At 68.2% G+C, this 21,424-nt stretch carries 21 protein-coding genes; 6 read left to right on the plus strand and 15 right to left on the minus strand.

Annotation, left to right across the window (positions count from 1 at the left end; genetic code table 11):
* Position 1: 1 nt before the first annotated feature.
* From A5744_RS17895 to A5744_RS17925, 7 genes are all read right to left on the minus strand, one after another.
* Positions 2-2,908 (minus strand): MMPL family transporter, encoded by a 2,907-nt coding sequence (locus A5744_RS17895; protein WP_076063268.1) that lies wholly within the window; start codon positions 2,906-2,908, stop codon positions 2-4.
* A gap of 6 nt (positions 2,909-2,914) precedes the next feature.
* Positions 2,915-3,361, minus strand: coding sequence for an MmpS family transport accessory protein (locus A5744_RS17900; RefSeq protein WP_205866323.1), 447 nt, complete (start codon positions 3,359-3,361; stop codon positions 2,915-2,917).
* Between the two features lie 133 nt (positions 3,362-3,494).
* The gene (locus tag A5744_RS17905; RefSeq protein WP_139331401.1) at positions 3,495-4,103 is read right to left on the minus strand and encodes a TetR/AcrR family transcriptional regulator; all 609 of its coding nucleotides are present in this window, start codon (positions 4,101-4,103) and stop codon (positions 3,495-3,497) included.
* A gap of 36 nt (positions 4,104-4,139) precedes the next feature.
* Complete coding sequence (ligA, locus tag A5744_RS17910; RefSeq protein WP_076063274.1) at positions 4,140-6,236, minus strand: NAD-dependent DNA ligase LigA; 2,097 nt, start codon at positions 6,234-6,236, stop codon at positions 4,140-4,142.
* A 62-nt stretch (positions 6,237-6,298) separates the two neighbouring features.
* Positions 6,299-6,622 (minus strand): metalloregulator ArsR/SmtB family transcription factor, encoded by a 324-nt coding sequence (locus A5744_RS17915; RefSeq protein ID WP_076063276.1) that lies wholly within the window; start codon positions 6,620-6,622, stop codon positions 6,299-6,301.
* The gene (locus A5744_RS17920; protein WP_076063278.1) at positions 6,619-7,110 is read right to left on the minus strand and encodes an SRPBCC family protein; all 492 of its coding nucleotides are present in this window, start codon (positions 7,108-7,110) and stop codon (positions 6,619-6,621) included. Before A5744_RS17920 ends, A5744_RS17915 begins: the two co-directional genes overlap by 4 nt.
* Before the next feature lie 64 nt (positions 7,111-7,174).
* Positions 7,175-8,203: a methionine synthase gene (locus A5744_RS17925; protein ID WP_076063280.1), complete on the minus strand. Its 1,029-nt coding sequence runs from the start codon at positions 8,201-8,203 to the stop codon at positions 7,175-7,177.
* A 109-nt stretch (positions 8,204-8,312) separates the two neighbouring features.
* Here A5744_RS17925 and A5744_RS17930 point away from each other — a divergent pair, with 109 nt between their 5' ends.
* Positions 8,313-8,948, plus strand: coding sequence for a sensor domain-containing protein (locus tag A5744_RS17930; RefSeq protein WP_170874523.1), 636 nt, complete (start codon positions 8,313-8,315; stop codon positions 8,946-8,948).
* Here the strand turns inward: A5744_RS17930 and mnmA are convergent.
* The 6 genes from mnmA to A5744_RS17960 form a co-directional block, all read right to left on the minus strand.
* Positions 8,945-10,021, minus strand: coding sequence for a tRNA 2-thiouridine(34) synthase MnmA (gene mnmA / locus A5744_RS17935; protein WP_076063282.1), 1,077 nt, complete (start codon positions 10,019-10,021; stop codon positions 8,945-8,947). The two genes, A5744_RS17930 and mnmA, sit on opposite strands and share 4 nt — an antisense overlap.
* Positions 10,018-11,223: a cysteine desulfurase family protein gene (locus A5744_RS17940; RefSeq protein WP_076063283.1), complete on the minus strand. Its 1,206-nt coding sequence runs from the start codon at positions 11,221-11,223 to the stop codon at positions 10,018-10,020. Before A5744_RS17940 ends, mnmA begins: the two co-directional genes overlap by 4 nt.
* A 41-nt stretch (positions 11,224-11,264) precedes the next feature.
* On the minus strand, positions 11,265-12,098 hold the full coding sequence (locus A5744_RS17945; RefSeq protein WP_076063285.1) for a lysophospholipid acyltransferase family protein: 834 nt from the start codon (positions 12,096-12,098) through the stop codon (positions 11,265-11,267).
* Positions 12,095-12,943: a GNAT family N-acyltransferase gene (locus A5744_RS17950; protein ID WP_076063287.1), complete on the minus strand. Its 849-nt coding sequence runs from the start codon at positions 12,941-12,943 to the stop codon at positions 12,095-12,097. The genes A5744_RS17945 and A5744_RS17950 overlap by 4 nt, the downstream gene beginning before the upstream one ends.
* 151 nt (positions 12,944-13,094) lie before the next feature.
* On the minus strand, positions 13,095-14,051 hold the full coding sequence (locus A5744_RS17955; RefSeq protein WP_076063289.1) for an electron transfer flavoprotein subunit alpha/FixB family protein: 957 nt from the start codon (positions 14,049-14,051) through the stop codon (positions 13,095-13,097).
* Between the two features lie 40 nt (positions 14,052-14,091).
* Positions 14,092-14,892: an electron transfer flavoprotein subunit beta/FixA family protein gene (locus A5744_RS17960; RefSeq protein WP_076063291.1), complete on the minus strand. Its 801-nt coding sequence runs from the start codon at positions 14,890-14,892 to the stop codon at positions 14,092-14,094.
* 192 nt (positions 14,893-15,084) lie between these two features.
* Between A5744_RS17960 and A5744_RS17965 the strand changes: the two genes are divergently transcribed.
* From A5744_RS17965 to A5744_RS17980, 4 genes are all read left to right on the plus strand, one after another.
* Positions 15,085-15,903: a class I SAM-dependent methyltransferase gene (locus A5744_RS17965; protein WP_076063292.1), complete on the plus strand. Its 819-nt coding sequence runs from the start codon at positions 15,085-15,087 to the stop codon at positions 15,901-15,903.
* Positions 15,904-15,923: 20 nt separating this feature from the next.
* Positions 15,924-17,486, plus strand: coding sequence for a glycoside hydrolase family 57 protein (locus A5744_RS17970; protein ID WP_076063378.1), 1,563 nt, complete (start codon positions 15,924-15,926; stop codon positions 17,484-17,486).
* Positions 17,483-18,727, plus strand: coding sequence for a glycosyltransferase family 4 protein (locus A5744_RS17975; protein ID WP_076063294.1), 1,245 nt, complete (start codon positions 17,483-17,485; stop codon positions 18,725-18,727). Before A5744_RS17970 ends, A5744_RS17975 begins: the two co-directional genes overlap by 4 nt.
* 91 nt (positions 18,728-18,818) lie before the next feature.
* Positions 18,819-19,304: a TspO/MBR family protein gene (locus A5744_RS17980; RefSeq protein WP_076063296.1), complete on the plus strand. Its 486-nt coding sequence runs from the start codon at positions 18,819-18,821 to the stop codon at positions 19,302-19,304.
* A 7-nt stretch (positions 19,305-19,311) separates the two neighbouring features.
* On the opposite strand, the gene A5744_RS17985 is transcribed toward A5744_RS17980, so the two are convergent.
* On the minus strand, positions 19,312-19,914 hold the full coding sequence (locus tag A5744_RS17985) for a hypothetical protein (protein ID WP_240563090.1): 603 nt from the start codon (positions 19,912-19,914) through the stop codon (positions 19,312-19,314).
* A 189-nt stretch (positions 19,915-20,103) separates the two neighbouring features.
* On the opposite strand from A5744_RS17985, the gene A5744_RS17990 reads away from it, so the two are divergent.
* Complete coding sequence (locus A5744_RS17990) at positions 20,104-20,646, plus strand: DUF4333 domain-containing protein (RefSeq protein WP_076063298.1); 543 nt, start codon at positions 20,104-20,106, stop codon at positions 20,644-20,646.
* A gap of 13 nt (positions 20,647-20,659) precedes the next feature.
* On the opposite strand, the gene A5744_RS17995 is transcribed toward A5744_RS17990, so the two are convergent.
* The gene (locus tag A5744_RS17995) at positions 20,660-21,397 is read right to left on the minus strand and encodes an acyltransferase (RefSeq protein ID WP_076063382.1); all 738 of its coding nucleotides are present in this window, start codon (positions 21,395-21,397) and stop codon (positions 20,660-20,662) included.
* Between the last annotated feature and the right edge of the window lie 27 nt (positions 21,398-21,424).

The raw sequence follows: 21,424 nt of genomic DNA on the forward strand, positions 1-21,424 counted from the left end.
ATTATCGAGCCATCGCAGGGGATTTGGGCGCGGCCGGGTCGCCGTCCTCCCACAGCAGCAATTGACGTACCGCCGAACGCGGCCCGTATGGCCTCAGCATGGTGCTGGCCGGGCGCGGACGCACCCGTTGGGGCCACCAGAACCAGCGACCCAAAAGCGTTGCGACGGACGGTGTCATGAAGGAACGCACGATCAGCGTGTCGAACAACAGGCCGAGGCCGATCGTGGTCCCGATCTGACCGAGGACCTGGAAACCGCTGAACACGAACGCACACATGGTAACGGCGAAGACGATGCCCGCGGAGGTGACCACCGACCCGGAACCGGCCATCGCCCGGATGATCCCGGTCTTCAACCCGGCACGGATCTCTTCCTTGAATCGCGAGATCAACAGCAGGTTGTAGTCGGATCCCACGGCCAGCAGCAGGATCACGGCCAGTGCGAGCACCACCCAGTACAGCTTGACCCCAAAGATGTACTGCCAGACCAGCACCGAAAGCCCGAAGGAGGCGCCCAGCGAAAGCGCTACCGTCCCAACGATGACCAGCGCGGCGACCAGACTGCGCGTGATGATCATCATGATCAGCAATATGAGGCTGAGCGCGGCGAGTGCCACGATCATCAGGTCGTACTTCGCGCCGTCCTGGATGTCCTTGTACGTGGCCGCGGTGCCGCCGACGTAGACCTTGGCGCCGGCCATGGGCGTGCCCTTCAGGGCCTCGTGCGCGGCCTTGGTGATCGGGTCGATATGTGAGATGCCTTCCGGCGTGGCGGGATCGCCGTCATGGGTGACGATCATGCGGGCCGCCTTGCCGTCGGGCGAGACGAACAGTTTCAGCCCGCGCTTGAAATCGGGATTGTCGAAAACCTCCGGAGGCAGGTAGAAGCTGTCATCGTTCTTTGCGGCATCGAACGCACGCCCCAGCGCCGTCGCGTTGTCGATCGCGGACTGCGTCTGCGCGTTGATACCGGACTGCGTCGCATGGCTCGCCAACGTCAATGCGCGATTGGTCTCCTGGCTGTCGATCTGCGGCGGTATGAGGGCCACCAGTTTCGGCTGCAGCTCGTCGAGCTTGTCCAAAGTGGCCGTGAGGTTTTCGAATTTTTCGGTGAGCTGATCGATGCCGTCCAGGGCGTCCAGAACGGACCTGATCGCCCAGCAGGCGGGGATGTCGAAGCAATGCTTTTCCCAATAGAAATAGCTACGGATCGGCCTGAAGAAGTCGTCGAAATTCGCGATCTTGTCGCGCAGGTCCCTGATCGTGTCGACGGTGTCGTGAAAGCTTTGGGTTTCGCTGTGGGTGGCGGCGGCCAGCTGCTGCTGCAGCACGTACTGCTGCCGCAAAATGTTGATCGTCTTCGACAATTCGCCGGCCTGCTTGAGTAGGTCGTCCGCTCGCTCTCGCTGGTACGTGAGGTTCTGCTGCTGGGCCGCGCTCTGATTGCTGACCACGAAGGCGAGCGAGCTGTGGTCGATCGGCGTTCCCAGAGGGCGGGTGATGGTCTGGACCTGCGCGACGCCCGGCACGTGGAACACCGCCTTGGCCACCCGGTCGAGGATGAGCATGTCGGCCGGGTTACGTATGTCGTGATCCGTTTCGATCATCAACAATTCGGGCTCCAGCCTGGCGCGGGAAAAATGGCGCTCGGCCGCGGTGTAACCGACATTGGCCGGTGCGCTTTGGGGCATGTAGGGGCGGGTGTCGTAGCTCGTCTTGTAGCCGGGCAACGCGAGCAGACCCACCAGGGCCAACGCGCACGCCGCGGTGAGGACGGGAGCGGGCCAGCGGACGATGGCCGTGCCGATCCGCCGCCATCCCCGGGTTCTCATCGCGCGCTTCGGCTCGAAGATGCCTACCAAGGCGCCCAGGGTGAGCACGGCCGGGCCGAGGGTAAGCGAGGCGAATAGCGCGACGAGAATGCCTAGCGCGGCAGGGATTCCGAGACTTTGGAAATAGGGCAGCCGGGTAAAGCTGAGGCAAGCCACAGCGCCGGCAACGGTCAGGCCCGAACCCAAAACGATGTGGGCCGTTCCGTGATACATCGTGTGGTAGGCGGTTTCCTTGTCCTCGCCGGAGCCGCGCGCTTCTTGATAGCGGCCGACGAAGAATATCGCGTAGTCCGTTCCGGCGGCGATGACCAGCAACGTGAGCAGATTCGTCGCGTACGTCGACAGCCCGATTATTCCTTCGTTGCCGAGAAACGCGACGAGCCCACGGGCCGCGGACATCTCGATGAGCACCGTGAAGAGCACGAGGAGCGTCGTGAGGATGGAGCGATACACGAAGAACAACATCACCGCGATCACGCCGATGGTTATCGCGGTGACCTTTGCGGTGCCCTTGCTGCCGACGTCGAACTGATCGGAGATCAGCGGCGCCGCGCCTGTGACATAGGCTTTGACGCCCGGCGGCGGTTGCATGTGCTCGACGATGTCGCGCACGGCGCCCACGCCCTCATTGGCCAATGCCGAGCCTTGATTGCCCGCGAGAAACAGCTGGACGTAGGCGGCCTTGCCGTCCGTGCTCTGGGATCCGGCCGCGGTCAGGGTGTCTCCCCAGAAGTCCTGGACGTGCTCGACGTGCTTCTTGTCCTGCTCGAGCTTGCGGATCATCGCGTCGTAGAACTGGTGGGCGTCCGCGCCGAGCGGCTTGTCGCCCTCGAGGACGATCATCGCCGAGCTGTCGGTGTCGAACTCGTGGAACGCTTGGCCGATGCGCTTGATCGCCTTCAGCGATGGCGCGTCGGGCGAGTTCAGCGCCACATTGTGTGTTTTACCAACGTCTTCCAGCTGCGGGACCGCAACGTTGGTGATGGCGGCCAGCGCCACCCAGAACAACAGGATCGGCAGCGCAAGCCGGCGGATGGTGTGCGGCACCCGGGGGCGCGACTGTTGATGGTTGCTCATCCAGACTTATCCAGACTTATCCAGGCAGAAGGTGTAGGCGTCGACTTTGTTGACGGTGCGTTCGGCTTTGACTTCCCCGTTGACGGTGATGCGGCAGCCGAGGGTGTCGCCATTTCCCTGCGCCACAACGTTGCCCACGACCGCGGGCTCGGTCGTGGTGATCGTGTACGACCATGGCAGGGGTGCGTTTTTGACTTCCTGCGGCTGGGCGTTGACGTCAAGGTAGTTGATGGTGGCCATCGCGCCCGGCGAGCCGAAGACCTCGAGGACCACCTGTTTGGGGTTGAACGGGACGATCTCGTTGGCGAGGCCGCTATTGGCCGTCGTGTTGTAGTGCGAGCCGAAGATTCCGTGCAGGCGATAGATGGCAAATCCCACGAGGGCGACCACCAGTGCGGCGACCAGGACCATCCAGCCGCGTCTGACGACGGTAGCAATCGAAATCCCCTTCACCCGTTAGCCTTTCGATCATCGGGCGATACGGTCGACCTCGATGCTAAGGCGGTTGCCGGCGCTCCGCGGTCGATGGATAGCTATGACAGTACGGTACTGAACCGTACTGCACAAGAGACGCGAGCGTACACATTCATCGTCCTGATCGGGTCAGCCCGGGGATGAGGACGTCGTCGACCAGAACCTGCACGGTGCGACGGGTGGGCGGCCGGCCCGGCATGATGGACCGGAAGATGAGATAGCCGGGCAGTAGGTCCCAGAGTTCGTCGGTGATGGCCTCCTGGGCGATCTCGCCACGATCAACGGCCTGTTGCAGCACGTGCCGTATCAAGGCCCTGCGCTGATCGATGAATTGGCGTTGCATCACCTCGTTGAGTGCCGGGTTGCGCGACACCTCGACCATCACCGCGCGGATCGTGCTGGCGAGTTGGCGTGTCTCCTGACAGCAGACCTCACCGAGCCGTAGCAAGTCGCCCCGCAACGTGCCGGTCTCCGGCGCGACCGCGACCTGACGGACGCCCTCGATGAAGGCGGCCAACACCAGTTCGGCCTTGGACGGCCAGCGTCGATACACGGTGGCCTTGCTGGCGCGGGCGGCGCTGGCCACCTCGTCCACCGTCAACCGGTCATAGCCGTGCTCCTGCAGCAGCCGCAAAGTCACCGCAAGCAACTCGGCTTCGCGGGGCGACCACGGTGATGCGTCGCCACACCGATCGGCAGCCTGGGCCATAGCGCACACAATAGGCCCGCCGGGGCTGTACGGTCCAGTACCGTACCCTCACTTCGTCGATTCGGCGGCTTCCTCCCCCACAGGCGGTCCGTCCTCCAGCAGCCGGCGAAACCCGTCCTCGTCGAGGATCGGCACGCCGAGTTCGACGGCCTTGTCGTATTTGGATCCCGGCGAGTCGCCGGCAACGACATAGTCGGTCTTCTTCGACACCGAACCGGCGGCCTTGCCGCCGCGCGACACGATCGCCTCCTTGGCGTCGTCACGCGAAAAGCCGGGCAGGGAACCGGTAACCACGATCGTCAGGCCTTCCAGCGTGCGCGGCACGCTGGCGTCGCGCTCGTCGGCCATCCGCACTCCGGCAGCCCGCCACTTGTCGACGATCGCGCGGTGCCAGTCCACGGTGAACCACTCGGTGACGGCGGCGGCGATCGTCGGTCCCACGCCCTCGACGGCGGCCAGCTGTTCGGTCGACGCCCCTTCGATTGCTTGCAGATCGCCGAATTCGGTTGCCAGCGCACGCGCGGCCGTCGGGCCGACGTGCCGGATGGACAACGCGACCAGCACTCGCCAGAGCGGTTGCGACTTGGCCTTGGCGAGGTTGGCCAGCAGCCGCTTGCCATTGGCCGACACCGCGCCGCTCTTGGTGGTGAACAACTCGGTGCGCAGCAGGTCGTCTTCGGTGAGCGAGAACAGGTCTCCCTCGTCGGAGATCACTCCGGCCTGCAGCAGCGCGATGGCGGCCTCGTATCCCAGCGCCTCGATGTCGAAGGCGCCGCGACCGGCGACATGAAACACCCGCTCCCGCAGTTGCGCCGGGCAGGAGCGTGAGTTGGGACAACGGATGTCGGCGTCGCCCTCCTTGGCCGGAGCCAGCGTGGTGCCGCACTCGGGACACGTTGTGGGCATGACGAATTCGCGTTCCGAGCCGTCGCGCAGGTCGACGACGGGGCCCAGCACTTCGGGAATCACGTCGCCGGCCTTGCGGATCACCACGGTGTCGCCGATCAGCACCCCCTTGCGCTTGACCTCGGCGGCGTTGTGCAGTGTGGCCAGACCGACCGTGGATCCGGAGACGGTGACCGGCGTCATGAACGCGAACGGCGTGACGCGCCCGGTGCGGCCGACGTTGACCCGGATGTCGAGCAGCTCGGTCTGCACCTCCTGGGGCGGATACTTGTAGGCGATCGCCCACCGCGGCGCCCGCGACGTGGAACCGAGCCTGCGCTGCAGCGCCACATCGTCGACTTTGACTACGACACCGTCGATTTCGTGATCCACGTCGTGACGGTGCTCGCCCCAGTAGGCGATGCGCTCGAGGGCGCCGGCCGCGTCCTCGACCCGGGTGGTGTGGTCGGAGACGGGTAGGCCCCACGCCCCCAGCGCGAGGTACGCGTCGTGCAGGGTGGCCGGCCGGAATCCCTCGGCGTGCCCGACCCCGTGGCAGATCATCCGGAGCTTGCGCCGGGCCGTGACCGCGGGGTCCTTTTGGCGAAGGGAGCCCGCGGCGCTGTTGCGCGGGTTGGCGAACGGCGTCTTGCCGTCCTCGACCAGTGCGGCGTTGAGGGCTTCGAAATCGTCGAGCCGGAAGAACACCTCGCCGCGCACCTCGAGGACGTCGGGTATCGGATAGCCGTCGCGGGCCGTCAACCGCTCCGGGACGTCGTCGATGGTGCGCGCGTTGAGCGTGACGTCCTCGCCGGTGCGCCCGTCGCCGCGGGTGGCCGCGCGGACCAGGCGGCCATTGCGGTACACCAAAGCCAATGCGACACCGTCGATTTTGAGCTCGCACAGGAACGGGACGTCGTTGCCCACCTCGGCGCGGACGCGGGCGGCCCACAGGTCGAACTCTTCGGTGCTGAACACGTTGTCCAGGGACAGCATCCGTTCCAGATGCTCGGCCGAGGTGAAATCCGTGGCGAACCCCGCGCCGCCGACGAGCTGGGTGGGCGAATCGGGCGTGCGCAACTCGGGATGCTCGTCCTCGAGTGCGGCCAGCCGCCGCAGGAGCTCGTCGAATTCCGCGTCGGAGATGATCGGCGCGTCGCGCACGTAGTAGCGGAACTGGTGTTCGCGCACCTCGTCGGCCAGCTCACGCCACTGGCGCCGTACCTCGGGCGGGACCGGGTCGTCTTCTGGCGAGCTCACCTCCGCAGGCTATCGAAGGGCGATGACAGCGTCTGCGACGCCTTTGGCGAGCACCGGCCCGTTCAGTCCTCCACGAAAGCCCGCAACCGGTCCGCCGCGGCATCCCAGCGCCGCGACAATTGGTTCAGGTAGTCGCTGGCCCGGGCCAGCGGCTCGGTTTGCACGGTCCAGATGCGCTCGCGCCCCCGCCGGCTGCTGGCGACCAAACCGACCGATTCAAGCAGCTGCAGATGCTTGCTGGCCGCTTGCCGGGTGACCGGAATGACGCTGATGACTTGCGATGTCGAACTCGGACCGAGATCGCAGAGCCGAACGATGATGCGCAGTCGGTTGGGGTCCCCGAGCGCGTCGAAAACCGGCGCACCCACCGAAAGCTGCGCGGTCACACCCGCAGGCCCTCGGCGTATCTGCGAACCAGGTCGGCCTGGATCTCCCAGCCCTCGGAGTTGGCGTCGTACGACGCGAAGCGGCGCGTCTCGGGGATGGCGTCGAAGCCGGATTCGGTGATGGTGAGCAGCACGCCGTCGGGCGTCTCCGACAGGGCGAACTCGACCAGCGTGGTCGGTTCCCGGTCGTAGTCGACGTTCGGCTCGACGGCAAACGGATGCCAGCGGTAGGCGAACCGCCGCTGCGGTTCGATGGCGACGATCTGCCAGGTGGAGCGGGTCCCGGCATGCGGCTGCTGGCGTTTGGCGACCTCCTCGTCGACGGTGGTCGGGGTGATCGTCGCGCCGACGGGCTCGCCCTCGACAAAGGGCCCGTCGAAGCGGACACCGAACCAGCGCCCGAACTCCTCGGCGTCAGCGATGGCCCGCCACACGCGGTCCAGCGGTGCTCGCAGCAATGTTTGCTTCTCAATCCGATCCGTACTCATATGCAACCTCCTAGTTGCCTTTCAGTTCAGCACACGGTCGTGCGATATGCAACCAATTGGTTGCCTATGTGATCGCGTCCGGGTCTTCGGCGAACGCGTCGGCGGCCTTGCGGGCCAGCTCGATCGCGGTCCGGGCCCACTGCGGCGTGGCCGTCGCCAGGCCGCAGGCGGGGGTGACGCCGATGCGGTCGCGCAGCGCGGCGCGGCCGAATCCGAGCCGATCGGTCACCGCCGCGACCGCGGCGGCGACCTCTTCCGCCGACGGCTTCTTGTCCGGTTGCCGCACGGGGACCACCCCGAGCATGACGGTGCGTCCCGACTCGACGAATGCCGCGACGCCGTCCAGGTCCGCCGCCCGCAACGTGGCGGCTTCCACCGATACGGCGCCAATAGTGCTGCGCTGCAACAGATTCCACGGCAATCCGGGTGCGCAGCTGTGTACCAGCACCTCGGCGCCCGCCGCCGCGACGCACGTGTCGAGCAGCGACCCGGCGACCGCCTCGTCGAGCGCGGCTACCGGGCTCAGCGCGGTCACCCCCCTCAGCTCCCCGCCCAACGCCGCCGACAGTGACGGTTCGTCGAACTGGACAGCGACCTGCGTGTCGAGCCGCCGCGCCAGCGCCGCCCGATGCGCGGCAACGCCTTCGGCCAGCGAGGCCGCCAGATCGCGCACCGCGCCGGAATCGGTGATCGCCCGGTGGCCGTTGGCCAGCTCGAGCTCGGCCGCCAGCGTGATCGGGCCGGGCGCCTGCACCTTGACCATGCGGCCAGCGCCGCGCAGGCCCGCGGTCTCCCACGCCTCCTCCAGTGCGTCCATGTCCTCGTCGAGGAGGCTGACGGCCCGGCGTGTCACCGCGCCGGGCCGCGCGGCGATGCGATAGCCGCGCGGCGCCGTGTCGATGGCCACGTCGATCAGGAGTGCGCCCGCGCGGCCAAGCGTGTCGGCACCGACTCCCCTGGCCGGCAACTCGACGATGTGGGCCAGCGCGTCCGCCAGTTCACCGACGACGACCTCGGCGGCCTGCCGCGCCTGGATGCCGGGCCACGACCCGACGCCGCTGGCCCTGGCGAAGGCGGTGCCGAAAACACTCACCGGGCAACCGTATTCGACCTCGCGTCGCGGGACCCCGGCCAGGGGGTGTCTGCCGCGGGGCCGGTCGAGTAGGTTCGAGCGAGAGAGGTACGTGCAAACGGTGTCGCAGATCCGGGGATTGGCGCGCCCGCTGCTGTTGTGCGGCGCGGCGTTGCTGATCGCGGCGTGCACCCGGGTGGTCGGCGGCACCGCGGTGCCGGGATTCGGCGCCCCCCACCGGGGTGTGCAGGGCGTCAATGTCGACACCATCCTGCTGGACCAGCCACGCATGCAAGCGATTACCGGCGCCGGCCAGCACCTGACGATCATCCCCACGATGGACGACACGTCCCCGGTGGACATCGACGCGCTGGCCAATACCACCCCGCGGGAGTGCCGGTTCCTGTTCGCCGAGACGGCGACGTTCGGGCCCGACATCCAGGAATTCCACAAGACGACCTTCCAGGACCCGCCCGACGGCGCGCTGATCTCCGAAGGCGCGGCGGCCTATCGGGACGCCGACGGAGCGCGGGGCGCGTTCGGCGCGCTGGTGAAGACCGTCGGGAACTGCGCGGACGGCGTGGCCGGCCAGATGTTCGTCGGCGAGTGGAAGGCCGACGCCAACTCGCTGCAGATGCGGCCCGGCGGCTGCGGTCGCGACTACCGGGTGCTGTCGGTGGCCCTGCTAGAGGTCACGTTCTGCGGATTCCCGCAGACGGTGTCGGACATCGTGATGACCAACATCGTCGCCAACGTGCCGGGCTAGCCGCGGGTGCCGGTGATGGTGGCGCTGCCCAGCACCTCGTCACCGCCGGGGTCCGGGCGATACATCACCAGCGTCTGGCCGGGCGCCACGCCGCGCAACGGGGTACGCAACCGCACGTCGAGTTCGTCGCCGACCAATTCAGCCACCGCACCGGCGGTTTCGCCGTGGGCGCGCACCTGAACCGCGCACTCGATGGGACCCGCGAATGGCACCCCCGCGGTGAAGACCGGCGCCCGCCCCCGCAGCGCAACCACATCGAGATCGTCGGCCGCACCCACGTGCACGGTCGCGGTGTCGGCATCGATGGCCGTCACGTAGCGCGGGCGGCCATCGGGTCCCGGCCCGGCGATGCCCAGGCCTTTGCGCTGGCCGATGGTGAAACCGTGCACGCCGTCGTGGGTGGCCAGCACCGCGCCGTCGGCGTCGACCACCGCGCCGCGGCGCACCCCGATGCGCTCCCCCAGAAACGCGCGGGTGTCGCCGGACGGGATGAAGCAGATGTCGTGGCTGTCCGGCTTGTCGGCAACCGCCAGGCCACGGCGCGCGGCCTCGGCACGGATCTGCGGCTTGGGGGTGTCGCCGATCGGGAACGCGGCGTGGCGCAACTGCTCGGCCGTCAGCACGGCCAGCACGTAGGACTGGTCCTTGTCCTCATCGACGGCACGACGCAGCCGACCCTGCGACAACCGGGCGTAGTGCCCGGTGGCCACCGTGTCGAAGCCGAGCGCGAGGGCTCTCGCGGACAGCGCCGAGAACTTGATGCGCTGATTGCATCGCACGCAGGGGTTGGGGGTCTCCCCACGCGCATACGACGACACGAAATCGTCGATCACGTCCGCTTTGAACCGGTCCGCGAAATCCCATACGTAGAACGGGATTCCGAGCACGTCGGCCACTCGGCGCGCATCGGAGGCGTCTTCTTTCGAGCAGCACCCGCGCGATCCGGTGCGCAGCGTGCCGGGCGCGCTGGACAGCGCCAGGTGCACGCCGACCACGTCGTGCCCGGCGTCCACCATGCGCGCGGCGGCGACCGACGAGTCCACGCCACCGCTCATCGCGGCGAGGACCTTCATCGACCCGCTCCAGCCGCCGCCAGGGCGGCGCGCCGGGCCCGATCCACCGCGCCCGGCAGCACCCCCAACACGGCGTCGATGTCGGCGTCAACACTGGTGTGCCCCAACGAAAGACGCAACGAGCCGCGGGCGCTGGCCGGATCGGCGCCCATCGCGATCAGCACGTGTGACGGCTGCGCGACACCGGCGGTGCACGCCGAACCGGTCGAGCACTCGATCCCGTTGGCGTCCAACAGCATCAGCAGCGCATCGCCCTCACAGCCGCGGAAGGTGAAGTGCGCATTGCCCGGGAGCCGCTGGGGGTACCTCCCGCTTGCGGGGGACGGGTCGGCGGCGCCGTTGACAACGACGTCGTCGATGCCCGCGAGTACGCCCTCGACCAGGCGATCGCGTAACGTTCGCAACCGCGCACCGTTGGCCGCGAGTCCGTCCACCGCGATGCGGGCCGCCGCCGCCATTCCGACGGCGCCGGCCACATCGGGTGTGCCGGAACGGATGTCGCGCTCCTGCCCACCGCCGTGCGACAGCGGTACACAGGTGACGTCCCGCCGCAGCAGCAACGCCCCGACCGCCGGCGGACCGCCGAACTTGTGTGCGGCCACACTCATCGCCGACAGCCCGCTGGCGCTGAAGTCGACGGGCAGCTGCCCGACCGCCTGAATGGCGTCGCTGTGCATCGGGACGCCGAATTCGGCTGCGACGGCCGCGAGTTCGGCGACCGGCATGACGGTGCCGACTTCGTTGTTGGCCCACATCACCGACACGAGCGCGACGTCGTCATGACGGGTCAGCACCTCGCGCAGCGCGGCCGCCGACACCGACCCGTCGGGTGCGGTGGGCAGCCAGGTAACTTCGGCGTCCTCGTGTTCGACGAGCCAGTTCACCGAGTCGAGGACGGCGTGGTGTTCGACCTCACTCGTGACGATGCGCCGGCGGCGCGGCTCGGCTCCCCGCCGGGCCCAATAGATCCCCTTGACCGCCAGGTTGTCGCTCTCGGTGCCGCCCGCGGTGAAGATCACCTCCGACGGACGCGCGCCCAGCTTCTCGGCGATCAGCTCGCGCGATTCCTCGACCCGGCGCCGCGCCGCGCGGCCGCTGGTGTGCAGCGAGGAGGCGTTGCCCACGGTGGCCAGCGCAGCCGTCATCGCCTCGATGGCGGCGGGGTGCATCGGGGTCGTCGCGGCGTGATCGAGATAGACCATGACCCGCCCCACGATACCTGCAGGCCAGGGCGGCCCCGAAGCTAGGAAGCCACCAGCACGTGTCCCCGACCCGACTGCTGCCCCGCGCGCCGCGACACCCCGACGCCCACGGCCCACTGGCAGCGGCGGGCCAGCGCCCGCCGATCGGCGCCCGGTAGCTGCAGGGATTCGACGTGAACGTGCGCCCACGTGCGGCGCACGGTGAGCAACCGGCAGATCGACCGCCACAGGGTGTCGTCGCCGACGAACGCGGGAGCGGTGGAAACGGCGCCATCGGCGTGGTGGTAGGTCAACCGAAGCGGCTGCACCGGGCGGCCGGCGTCAATCGCGGCCTGGAACATCGCCGGATAGAAGGAACCGCAGGCGACGCCGCACCAGGTGGTGCCTTCGGGGAAGGCCACCACGGTTTGACCGGCACGCAGCCGATCCGCGACGGTGTCTACCACTTCGGGCAGCCGTCGCAGACTGGCCCGCTCGATGGGGATGATCTTGAGCATGCGGGCCAGGGGTCCGGTGAACATGTCCGCGCGGGCGACGAACGACCCCGGCAACACCGAACCGATGGCGAAGACGTCCAGCCAGGACATGTGCGGGCTGACCACCAGGACCCCGCGTAGGTTGCGAATCGGGCTGCCCGACACCCGAATCCGCACCCCGAAACAGCGCAGCACCGCGCGGCAATAGAAGCGCTGCACCCGCAGCTGGCCCGGCAGCGGCACCAGCGCCAGCGGTACCCCGGGCGCCAGCAGCACCGCCAACAGGACGCGAAGCGTCACCCGCAGCACCACCCGCCACCGCGACGACGACGCGGTACCCACACCCACGCAGCTGCTATCGCACGTCGCGCGGGGCAGCCAGGCGTGGGCGGCGGTCATCGTGCGCCGCCGGCCATCTCATCCGCCATTTGAGAAGCCGCCGACACCGACCGGAGCCGCTTGAGATATCGGGTATCGGCCCGTCGTTTGTCCAGCAGCACGCAGAAGTCACCCACGCCGAAATCCGGATCGTGCGCCGGCTCGCCGCAGACCTGCGCGCCCAGCCGCAGGTAGCCACGCATCAGCGCTGGAACCGACGGCCGCGGCGGCGCGGGAATGTCGTCGAGGGCCCGCCCGTCGACGCGCACCGGCAGGTGCGGCTCGACGCGGTACCGCTCCGGCGCGCCGTGCCGGCTCAGGATGAAGTCCCGGACGCCGCGCAGCTGGCTGCCCGGGACGTCACCGTCCGATTCGGCGCCGATGGGCACCGACACGCACCCCGTCACGTAGTCGTAGCTGTAGCGGTCCAGGTAGGCCAGGATGCCCGCCCACATCAGCAGCACCACGCCGCCGTTGCGGTGACCGTCGCGCACCACGGCGCGCCCCATCTCCACCAGCGACGGCCGCAGCGGGTCGAAGGCGCGTACGTCGAATTCCGTTGCGGTGTAAAGCCCACCGGCCGCGATGGCCCCGGCCGGCGCCAACATCCGGTAACAACCCACCAGCTCACCGGTGTCGTCGTCGCGGACCAGCAAGTGATCGCAGTACTCGTCGAAGCGGTCCGCGTCGACGTGGTCGGCGGCCGGCAGCGCGAAGCCCGGCGTGCTGGTGAACACCTCGTAGCGGAGCCGCTGGGCCGCCTCGATCGAATCGGGGTCGGTGGCCAACAGCAGCGAGTAGCGCGGTCCAGACGAACCGATCGCCTCCGGCTGGTCGCCGGCTATCAGGACAGAAGCAATGCTCATGGGAAACAACGTCGCGCAGTCGATGTACCGATCGGCATCGCCGCTGTGACGTGTCGGTGCACGTCAGGTGACGAAATGTCGCAGAAATAGTGGCGAAAACAACAGCCCCGCGGGGTAATCCGCGGGGCCGTTGGTTAACTCGGTGGGGCCGTCAGCCCTTGCGGGCCTTGATCGCGTCGGTGAGCTGCGGGGCGACCTTGAACAGGTCGCCCACCACGCCGTAATCGGCGATCTCGAAGATGGGCGCCTCTTCGTCCTTGTTGACCGCGACGATGGTCTTCGACGTCTGCATGCCCGCGCGGTGCTGGATCGCACCGGAGATGCCCAGCGCGATGTAGAGCTGCGGAGAAACCGTCTTGCCCGTCTGGCCGACCTGGAACTGGCCCGGGTAGTAGCCGGAGTCGACGGCGGCGCGTGACGCCCCGACCGCAGCACCCAGCGAATCGGCCAGCGCCTCGACGACGTTGAAGTTCTCGGCGCTGCCGACGCCACGGCCACCGGAGACCACGATGGTGGCCTCGGTCAGCTCCGGGCGGTCACCGGCGACGGCGGGCTCGCGCGACGTGATCTTGGTGGCGTTCTCGGCGGGAGCCGGCACCTCCACGGTGACCTGCTCGCCGGCGCCCGCGGCCGGCTCGGCGTCGATGGCGCCGGCCCGCACCGTGATCACCGGGGTGTCGCCGTTGGCCTGCGCCTCGACGGTGAACGCTCCACCGAAGATGGAATGGGTGGCCTTGGCGCCCTCCTTGACGTCGACCACGTCGACGAGCAGACCGGAGCCGATCCGGGCCGCCAGCCGTCCCGCGATCTCCTTGCCGTCGGCGTTGGCCGCCAGCAGCACGGCGGCGGGCGCGTTGGACTCGGCCAGCGCGGCCAGCACGTCGACCGTAGGGGTGATCAGGTAGTTGTCGACGGCGTCGGACTCGGCGACGTAGATCTTGGCGGCGCCGGCCTCCTTCAGCCCGTCGGCCAGCGGCGCGGCCGTGCCGGGCGCGCCGACAACGACGGCGGCCGGCTCACCCAGCGCGCGGGCGGCGGTGATCAATTCGGAGGTGACCTTCTTCAGGGCGCCTTCGGCGTGCTCGACGAGCACCAATACTTCAGCCATGGGTTATATCGCTCTTCTCGTTAGATGACGGGCGTGGGGTTCAGATGATCTTCTGGCCGACCAGGTACTGGGCGATCTGGTTGCCGCCTTCACCTTCGTCGGCGACCTTCTCGCCCGCGGTCTTCGGCGGCTTCGGCGTCGACGACAGCACCGTGGTGCCGGCATTGGCCAGCCCGACCTCGTCGCCCTCGACCCCGATCTCGGCCAGCGTCAGGACAGTGACTTCCTTCTTCTTGGCGGCCATGATGCCTTTGAAGGACGGGAAGCGCGGCTCGTTGATCTTCTCGTTGACGCTCACGACCGCGGGCAGTGTGGCCTCGAGGGTGAACACGCCGTCGTCGGTCTCGCGCTCGCCGATGACCTTGCCGCCCTCGAGCGACAGCTTGCGCAGGTGGGTGAGCTGCGGCAGCCCGAGGTACTCGGCGATGATCGCCGGCACCGCACCGCCGACGCCGTCGGTGGCCTCGTTACCGGCGATGACCAGCTCGGTGCCCTCGATGGTGCCCAGCGCGCGGGCCAGCGCCCACCCGGTCTGGATCACGTCCGAGCCGTGCATGCCGTCGTCCTTGAGGTGGACGGCCTTGTCGGCGCCCATGGACAGGGCCTTGCGGATCGCCTCGGTGGCGCGCTCGGGACCGGCGGTCAGCACGGTCACCGACCCCTCGACGCCGTCGGCGGCCTCTTTCTCCCGAATCTGCAGCGCCTCTTCCACGGCGCGCTCGTTGATCTCGTCCAGCACCGCGTCGGCGGCCTCGCGGTCCAGCGTGAAATCGCCGTCAGTGAGCTTGCGCTCCGACCACGTGTCTGGGACCTGCTTGATCAGGACCACGATGTTCGTCATGAGTGTGGTTCGTCCTCCTCGAAGGAGTTCCGCAGTGCGCGACTGCGGGAACTCGGTACACGTTTAGCAACGCACAGCGGTATTACTACGAGGTAAGTTTGTGCGTTCTGCACTCACACCATAGCGGGTCGTAGTGCACGTTCCTTCGGCCCGGTTCGCGAATCGGACACTTCGCGTTAGCCTCCCTATGCAATGAGCGCATTCGTCCCCGACGTCCCGCAACGCGTCCCCGGCAGCACCTCGCCTGCGCCTGACGCGGTGTTGACGCTGACAGGCGAGCGCACGATCCCCGATCTGGACATCGAGAACTATTGGTTTCGCCGCCACGAGGTGGTGTACGAACGCCTTGCGCCGCGCTGCGCCGGCCGCGACGTGCTCGAGGCCGGATGTGGCGAAGGTTACGGCGCCGACCTGATCGCGGGCGTCGCCCGCCGGGTCGTCGCGGTCGACTACGACGAGGCCGCGGTGGCCCACGTCCGCGCCCGCTACGCCAGGGTGGACGTCATGCAGGCAAACCTGGCCGACCTGCCGCTGCCCGATGCGTCTGTGGACGTGGTGGTGAACTTCCAGGTGATCGAGCACCTGTGGGACCAGGCCCGGTTCGTGGCCGAATGCGCCCGGGTGCTGCGTCCGTCCGGGTTGTTGATGATGTCGACGCCCAACCGCATCACCTTCTCCCCGGGTCGCGACACCCCGGTCAATCCGTTCCACACCCGCGAACTCAACGCGCGCGAGCTGACCGAGCTGCTGGTCGACGGCGGTTTCGGCGAGGTGTCGATCAGTGGTGTGTTCCACGGTCCGCGGCTGCGCGAGATGGACGCCCGGCACGGCGGCTCGATCATCGACGCGCAGATCGCGCGCGCGGTGGCCGACGCGCCGTGGCCGCCCGAGCTGGCCGCGGACGTCGCCGCCGTCAGCACCGACGACTTCGACCTGATCGAGGCGGGCGACTCGAGCGCGCACGACATAGATGACAGCCTGGATCTCATCGCGATCGCGGTGCGCCCGTGAACATCGACCGCGTGCCCGGGATGTTCACCCTGGTGCTGCACACCCACCTGCCGTGGCTCGCCCACCACGGGCGCTGGCCGGTGGGCGAGGAATGGCTCTACCAGTCCTGGGCCGCGGCCTACCTGCCGCTGTTGCGGGTGCTGCGCACCTTGGCCGACGAGGATCGCCGCGGCGTGATCACCCTCGGCGTCACGCCGGTGGTCAACGCCCAGCTGGACGACCCGTACTGCCTCGACGGCATGCATCACTGGCTGGCCAACTGGCGGCTGCGGGCGGCCGAGGCGGCCAGTGTCCGCTCGGTTCCCAGATCCAAGTCGGCCGGCTACCAATCGTGCACACCGGAAGCGTTGCGGGCCTTCGGGATTCGCGAATGCGCCGAAGCCGATGCCGCGCTGGAGGATTTCGCCACACTGTGGCGGCACGGGGGCAGCCCGCTGCTGCGCGGCCTGATCGACGCGGGCACGGTGGAGCTGCTCGGCGGCCCGCTGGCCCACCCGTTCCAGCCGCTGCTCGCGCCCCGGCTGCGCGAGTTCGCGCTGCGCGAAGGCCTGGCCGACCCGCAGCTGCGGCTGGCCCACACCCCGGGCGGCATCTGGGCGCCCGAATGCGCCTACGCCCCGGGCATGGAACACGATTACGCCGCGGCGGGCGTCACCCACTTCATGGTCGACGGCCCGTCGCTGCACGGCGATACCGCGCTGGGGCGGCCCGTCGGCGACACCGGCGTGGTCGCGTTCGGGCGCGACCTGCAGGTCAGCTACCGGGTGTGGTCGCCGAAGTCGGGCTATCCCGGCCATGCGGCCTATCGCGACTTCCACACCTACGACCACCTCACCGGCCTCAAGCCGGCCCGTGTCACCGGCCGCAACGTGGGATCGGAGGCCAAGGCGCCCTACGACCCCGAGCGGGCCGACCGCGCCGTCGACGTCCACGTCGCCGACTTCGTCGACGTGGTGCGCGCGCGGTTGTTGTCCGAGTCGGATCGCATCGGGCGCCCCGCCCATGTGGTCGCGGCGTTCGACACCGAACTGTTCGGCCACTGGTGGTACGAGGGGCCGACGTGGCTGGCGCGGCTGCTGCGCGCCCTGCCCGCCGCCGGTGTCCGGGTGGGCACGCTCAGCGACGCGCTGGCCGGCGGATTCGTCGGCGACGCCGTCGCCTTGCCGCCGAGTTCGTGGGGCTCGGGCAAGGACTGGCAGGTTTGGGCGGGCGAGCAGGTCGCCGATCTAGTCCAGCTCAACACCGAAGTCGTCGACACCGCCCTGAGCACCGTCGACAAGGCCTTGTCACAGACCAGGTCGCAGACGGCATCGCTGGACGGGCCGCTCCCCCGCGATCGCGTCGCCGATCAGATCCTGCGCGAGACCCTGCTGACCGTCTCCAGCGACTGGCCGTTCATGGTCAGTAAGGACTCGGCCGCCGACTACGCCCGCTACCGCGCGCACCTGCATGCGCACGCGACCCGCGAGATCGCCGGCGCGCTGGCATCGGGCCGGCGCGAGACCGCGGAGCGCCTGGCCGACGGCTGGAACCGCGCCGACGGCCTGTTCGGCGCCCTGGACGCCCGAAGGCTGCCCCGATGAAGATCCTCATGGTGTCGTGGGAATACCCGCCGGTGGTGATCGGCGGGCTCGGCCGGCACGTGCATCACCTGTCCACCGCGCTGGCCGCGGCCGGTCACGACGTCGTCGTGCTGTCGCGGCGTCCGTCGGGCACCGATCCCAGCACGCATCCGCCCTCCGACGAATTCAGCGAGGGCGTCCGGGTGATCGCGGCCGCGCAGGACCCGCACGAATTCAGCTTCGGTGCCGACATGATGGCCTGGACCCTGGCGATGGGTCACGCGATGATCCGCGCCGGTCTGCGGTTGAAGAAATACGGCAGCGACCGGCCGTGGCGTCCCGACGTGGTGCATGCCCACGACTGGCTGGTCGCCCATCCGGCCATCGCACTCGCCGAATACTACGACGTGCCAATCGTTTCCACGATCCACGCGACGGAGGCCGGGCGGCATTCGGGCTGGGTTTCCGGGGCGATCAGCCGTCAGGTGCACGCGGTCGAGTCGTGGCTGGTGCGTGAATCCGATTCGCTGATCACGTGTTCGGCGTCGATGACCGACGAGATCACCGAACTGTTCGGTCCAGGCCTGGCCGAGACCACGGTGATCCCCAACGGCATCGACGCGGCGCGCTGGCCGTTCGCGCCCCGCCGTCCCCGCAGCGGGCCGGCCGAGCTGCTCTACGTCGGGCGGCTGGAGTACGAGAAGGGCGTGCACGACGTGATCGCCGCGCTGCCGCGGATCAGGCGCACGCATCCGGGCACCACGCTGACCGTCGCCGGCGAGGGCACCAAGCAGGACTGGCTCGTCGAGCAGGCCCGTAAACACCGGGTGCTCAAGGCAACTCGGTTCGTCGGGCATTGCGATCACAATGAGCTGCTGGCGTTGCTGCATCGGGCCGACGCCGCCGTGCTGCCCAGCCATTACGAGCCGTTCGGGCTCGCCGCTCTGGAAGCCGCCGCGGCCGGCACCCCGCTCGTGACGTCGAACATCGGCGGCCTGGGCGAAGCGGTGATCAACGGCAAGACCGGGGTGTCCTGTCCGCCGCGCGACGTGGCCGGGCTGACCGCCGCGGTGCGCACGGTGCTCGACGACCCGCGCGCCGCGCAGCGACGCGCCGACGCCGCCCGCGAGCGTCTCACCTCCGACTTCGACTGGCACACCGTGGCCATCCAAACCGCCCAGGTGTATCTGGCCGCCAAACGCCGTGAACGGCAACCACAACCGCGGCTGCCCATCGTCGAGCACGCCCTGCCGGACCGGTAGGCATACCCGCGTCGCGATTGGGTAGCTCTGCACCAACGCCAAACCTGTTGAGCAGCAAGCGGAGTTGGCCCGTCATGAACCGGAGCACAGTATGAACAGCTCGACACTGGCCGCGACAACGCTGGCCGTCGGCGCGGCAGCCGGCACCGGAAGCATCGCCAGCCCACGACGTGTCCCTACCTGGTATGCACGGCTTCGCAAACCGCGATACCAGCCAGCCGGAGTCGTCTTTCCCGTCGTCTGGACCGCCCTCTACGCCGACATCGCCGCCACGTCGGCGGCGGCTATCGATGAGTTGCGCCAAGCAGCACAGCACGACAAGGCGCGTCGCTATGCCGCCGCGTTCGGAGCCAACCTGCTCCTCAACGCCGGGTGGAGTTGGCTTTTCTTCCGGTATCACAAGCTCGGCGCGTCCGCCCTCGGTGCAGCCGTCCTGGCGGCCAGCAGCGCGGACCTGATCCGCCGGACGGCGCAGGCCAAACCGAAGGCGGGACTGGCACTTTCGCCTTATGGATTGTGGTGTGCCTTCGCCACCGTTCTGTCCACCCATATCTGGCGGCTCAACCGCCCTACTTAAACCGCCCTCAGCCGGGCAGCTTGTTCTTGACGGCGCCGTCCTGCTGCTGGGCGACCGTAAGAGCGTAGTCGGTGGGCACGTCGTTGCCGGGCGCGCCGTCGAATTCCAGCGTGACGAACGCCTTGCCCTCGGTGAACAGCAGCACGGTCACCTCTTTGGACCTATCCGGCGACGTGCCGGCAACCATCGTGCCCCCGTCGCCCACCGAAATCGGCTGCGGGTTACCGCCGGTCACCGTGTTGCCCAGTGACGCGACCGACCCGTTCATCGCGTTGGCCGCGGCGCCGGCGTCGGTCAGGATCAGGACGGTGTCGCCGATTCGGGTGCTGTCATCCTGGTTTTTGAACACCACCGCCGCGCCGGGCATCGCGTTGGGGTTTTGGACGGGCGGCTCCGCCGGGGTGAAGACGTTGGGCGGTGTCGTGCTGACGTCGCTGCCCTGGATCAGCAGCGTGGTGTAGTCGGTCGAAGCGGCCGGAATCGACACCACGGATGTCGACGTCGAGGGTGTCGACGCCATCGTGGACGTGCCGCTGCAGGCGGTAACCACGATGCCGGCCAACACCGTGGCCCCCGCGGCGCTCGCAACCGCGATCACCCGGCTCGTCATTCGCGGCACCCCCTCCGCTGTGTTACCTCGGTACCGTAACCAACCGCCGCACGGTTTCACCAGCAAAGCCGCCGGTGCGAGATCGCCGTTCGGCGGATGTTTACGCAATCCGCCCACCCCAAGATGTCTGGCATGCAATTATCAGCCGATTCACAGTTGCCCGCAGTTGCACAGCCCACGGGAGGCGTTATGGCTCAGTCGATCGTTCGGACGTTGCTGGTTTCCGGAGCAGCAGCGGGCCTGATGGCCGGCGTCGCCGCGTGTTCGTGTTCGGTGTCGTCATCGCACTCCGTCAGCAAAAGCGATGTCGCCGGCCAGATCACCTCGAAGATGACGGACCCCGCGGGCAACAAGCCGGAGTCGGTGAACTGCCCCAGCGACCTGGACGCGAAGGTCGGGGCGCAGCTGAACTGCGAGATGAAGGCGGGCGGGCAGACCTACAACGTCAATGTCACCGTCACCAGCGTCAACGGCAGCGACGTCAAGTTCGACATGGTCGAGACGGTCGACAAAAACCAGGTCGCCAAGACGATCAGCGAGAAACTCACCCCGCAGATTGGAACCAAACCCGATTCGGTGACGTGCCCCGACAACCTCAAGGGTGTCGAGGGCGCGACGCTGCGCTGCCAGCTGACCACGAGTGGGAAGAACTACGGGGTGAACGTGACCGTCACCGGCGTCGACGGCGGCACCGTCAACTACCGCTTCGAGGTCGACGACCAGCCCTCGTAGTACTCCAAATCGCTTAGCGGGCAGCCTTTTTGCGCTCGATATCGGCCAGCGCGGCCGCCAGTTCCGCGCGCTGCGCGGCCGAACTCTCCCAGGACAGCTGCCGGTTTTTGACCACCTTGGCCGGTGCGCCGACCGCGATCGAGTAGTCGGGCACCACGCCGCGAACCACCGCGTGCGATCCCAGCACGCAGCCGCGTCCGATGGTGGTGCCCCGTAACACGGTCACCTTCACTCCGACCCAGGTGTCCGGCCCGATCCGGACCGGGGACTTGACGATGCCCTGGTCCTTGATCGGGAGGTTGATGTCGTCCATGCGATGGTCGAAATCACAGATGTAGCACCAGTCGGCCATCAGCGCCGAATCCCCGAGCTCGATGTCGAGATAGCAATTGATGACGTTGTCGCGGCCCAGCACCACCTTGTCGCCGAAGCGCAGCGAGCCCTCGTGCGCGCGGATCGTGTTCTTGTCGCCGATGTGCACCCAGCGACCGATCTCCAGCTGCGCCAGCTCGGGCGTGCAATGGATCTCGACGTCCTTGCCGAGAAACACCATGCCGCGGGTGATGATGTGCGGGTTGGCCAGCTTGAACTTCAGCAGCCGCCAGTAGCGCACCAGGTACCACGGGGTGTAGGCGCGGTTGGCCAGCACCCACTTCAGCGAGGCCAGCGTGAAGAACTTGGCCTGGCGTGGGTCGCGCAACATCGATCCACGCCAACGGCGATGGAGCGGAGCACCCCACATGGTCGTCATGGCCGGAGAGCTTATCCGAGCCGCCAC

Origin of the sequence: Mycobacterium sp. IS-1264, assembly GCF_001954195.1 — a bacterium.
Taxonomy (GTDB): domain Bacteria; phylum Actinomycetota; class Actinomycetes; order Mycobacteriales; family Mycobacteriaceae; genus Mycobacterium.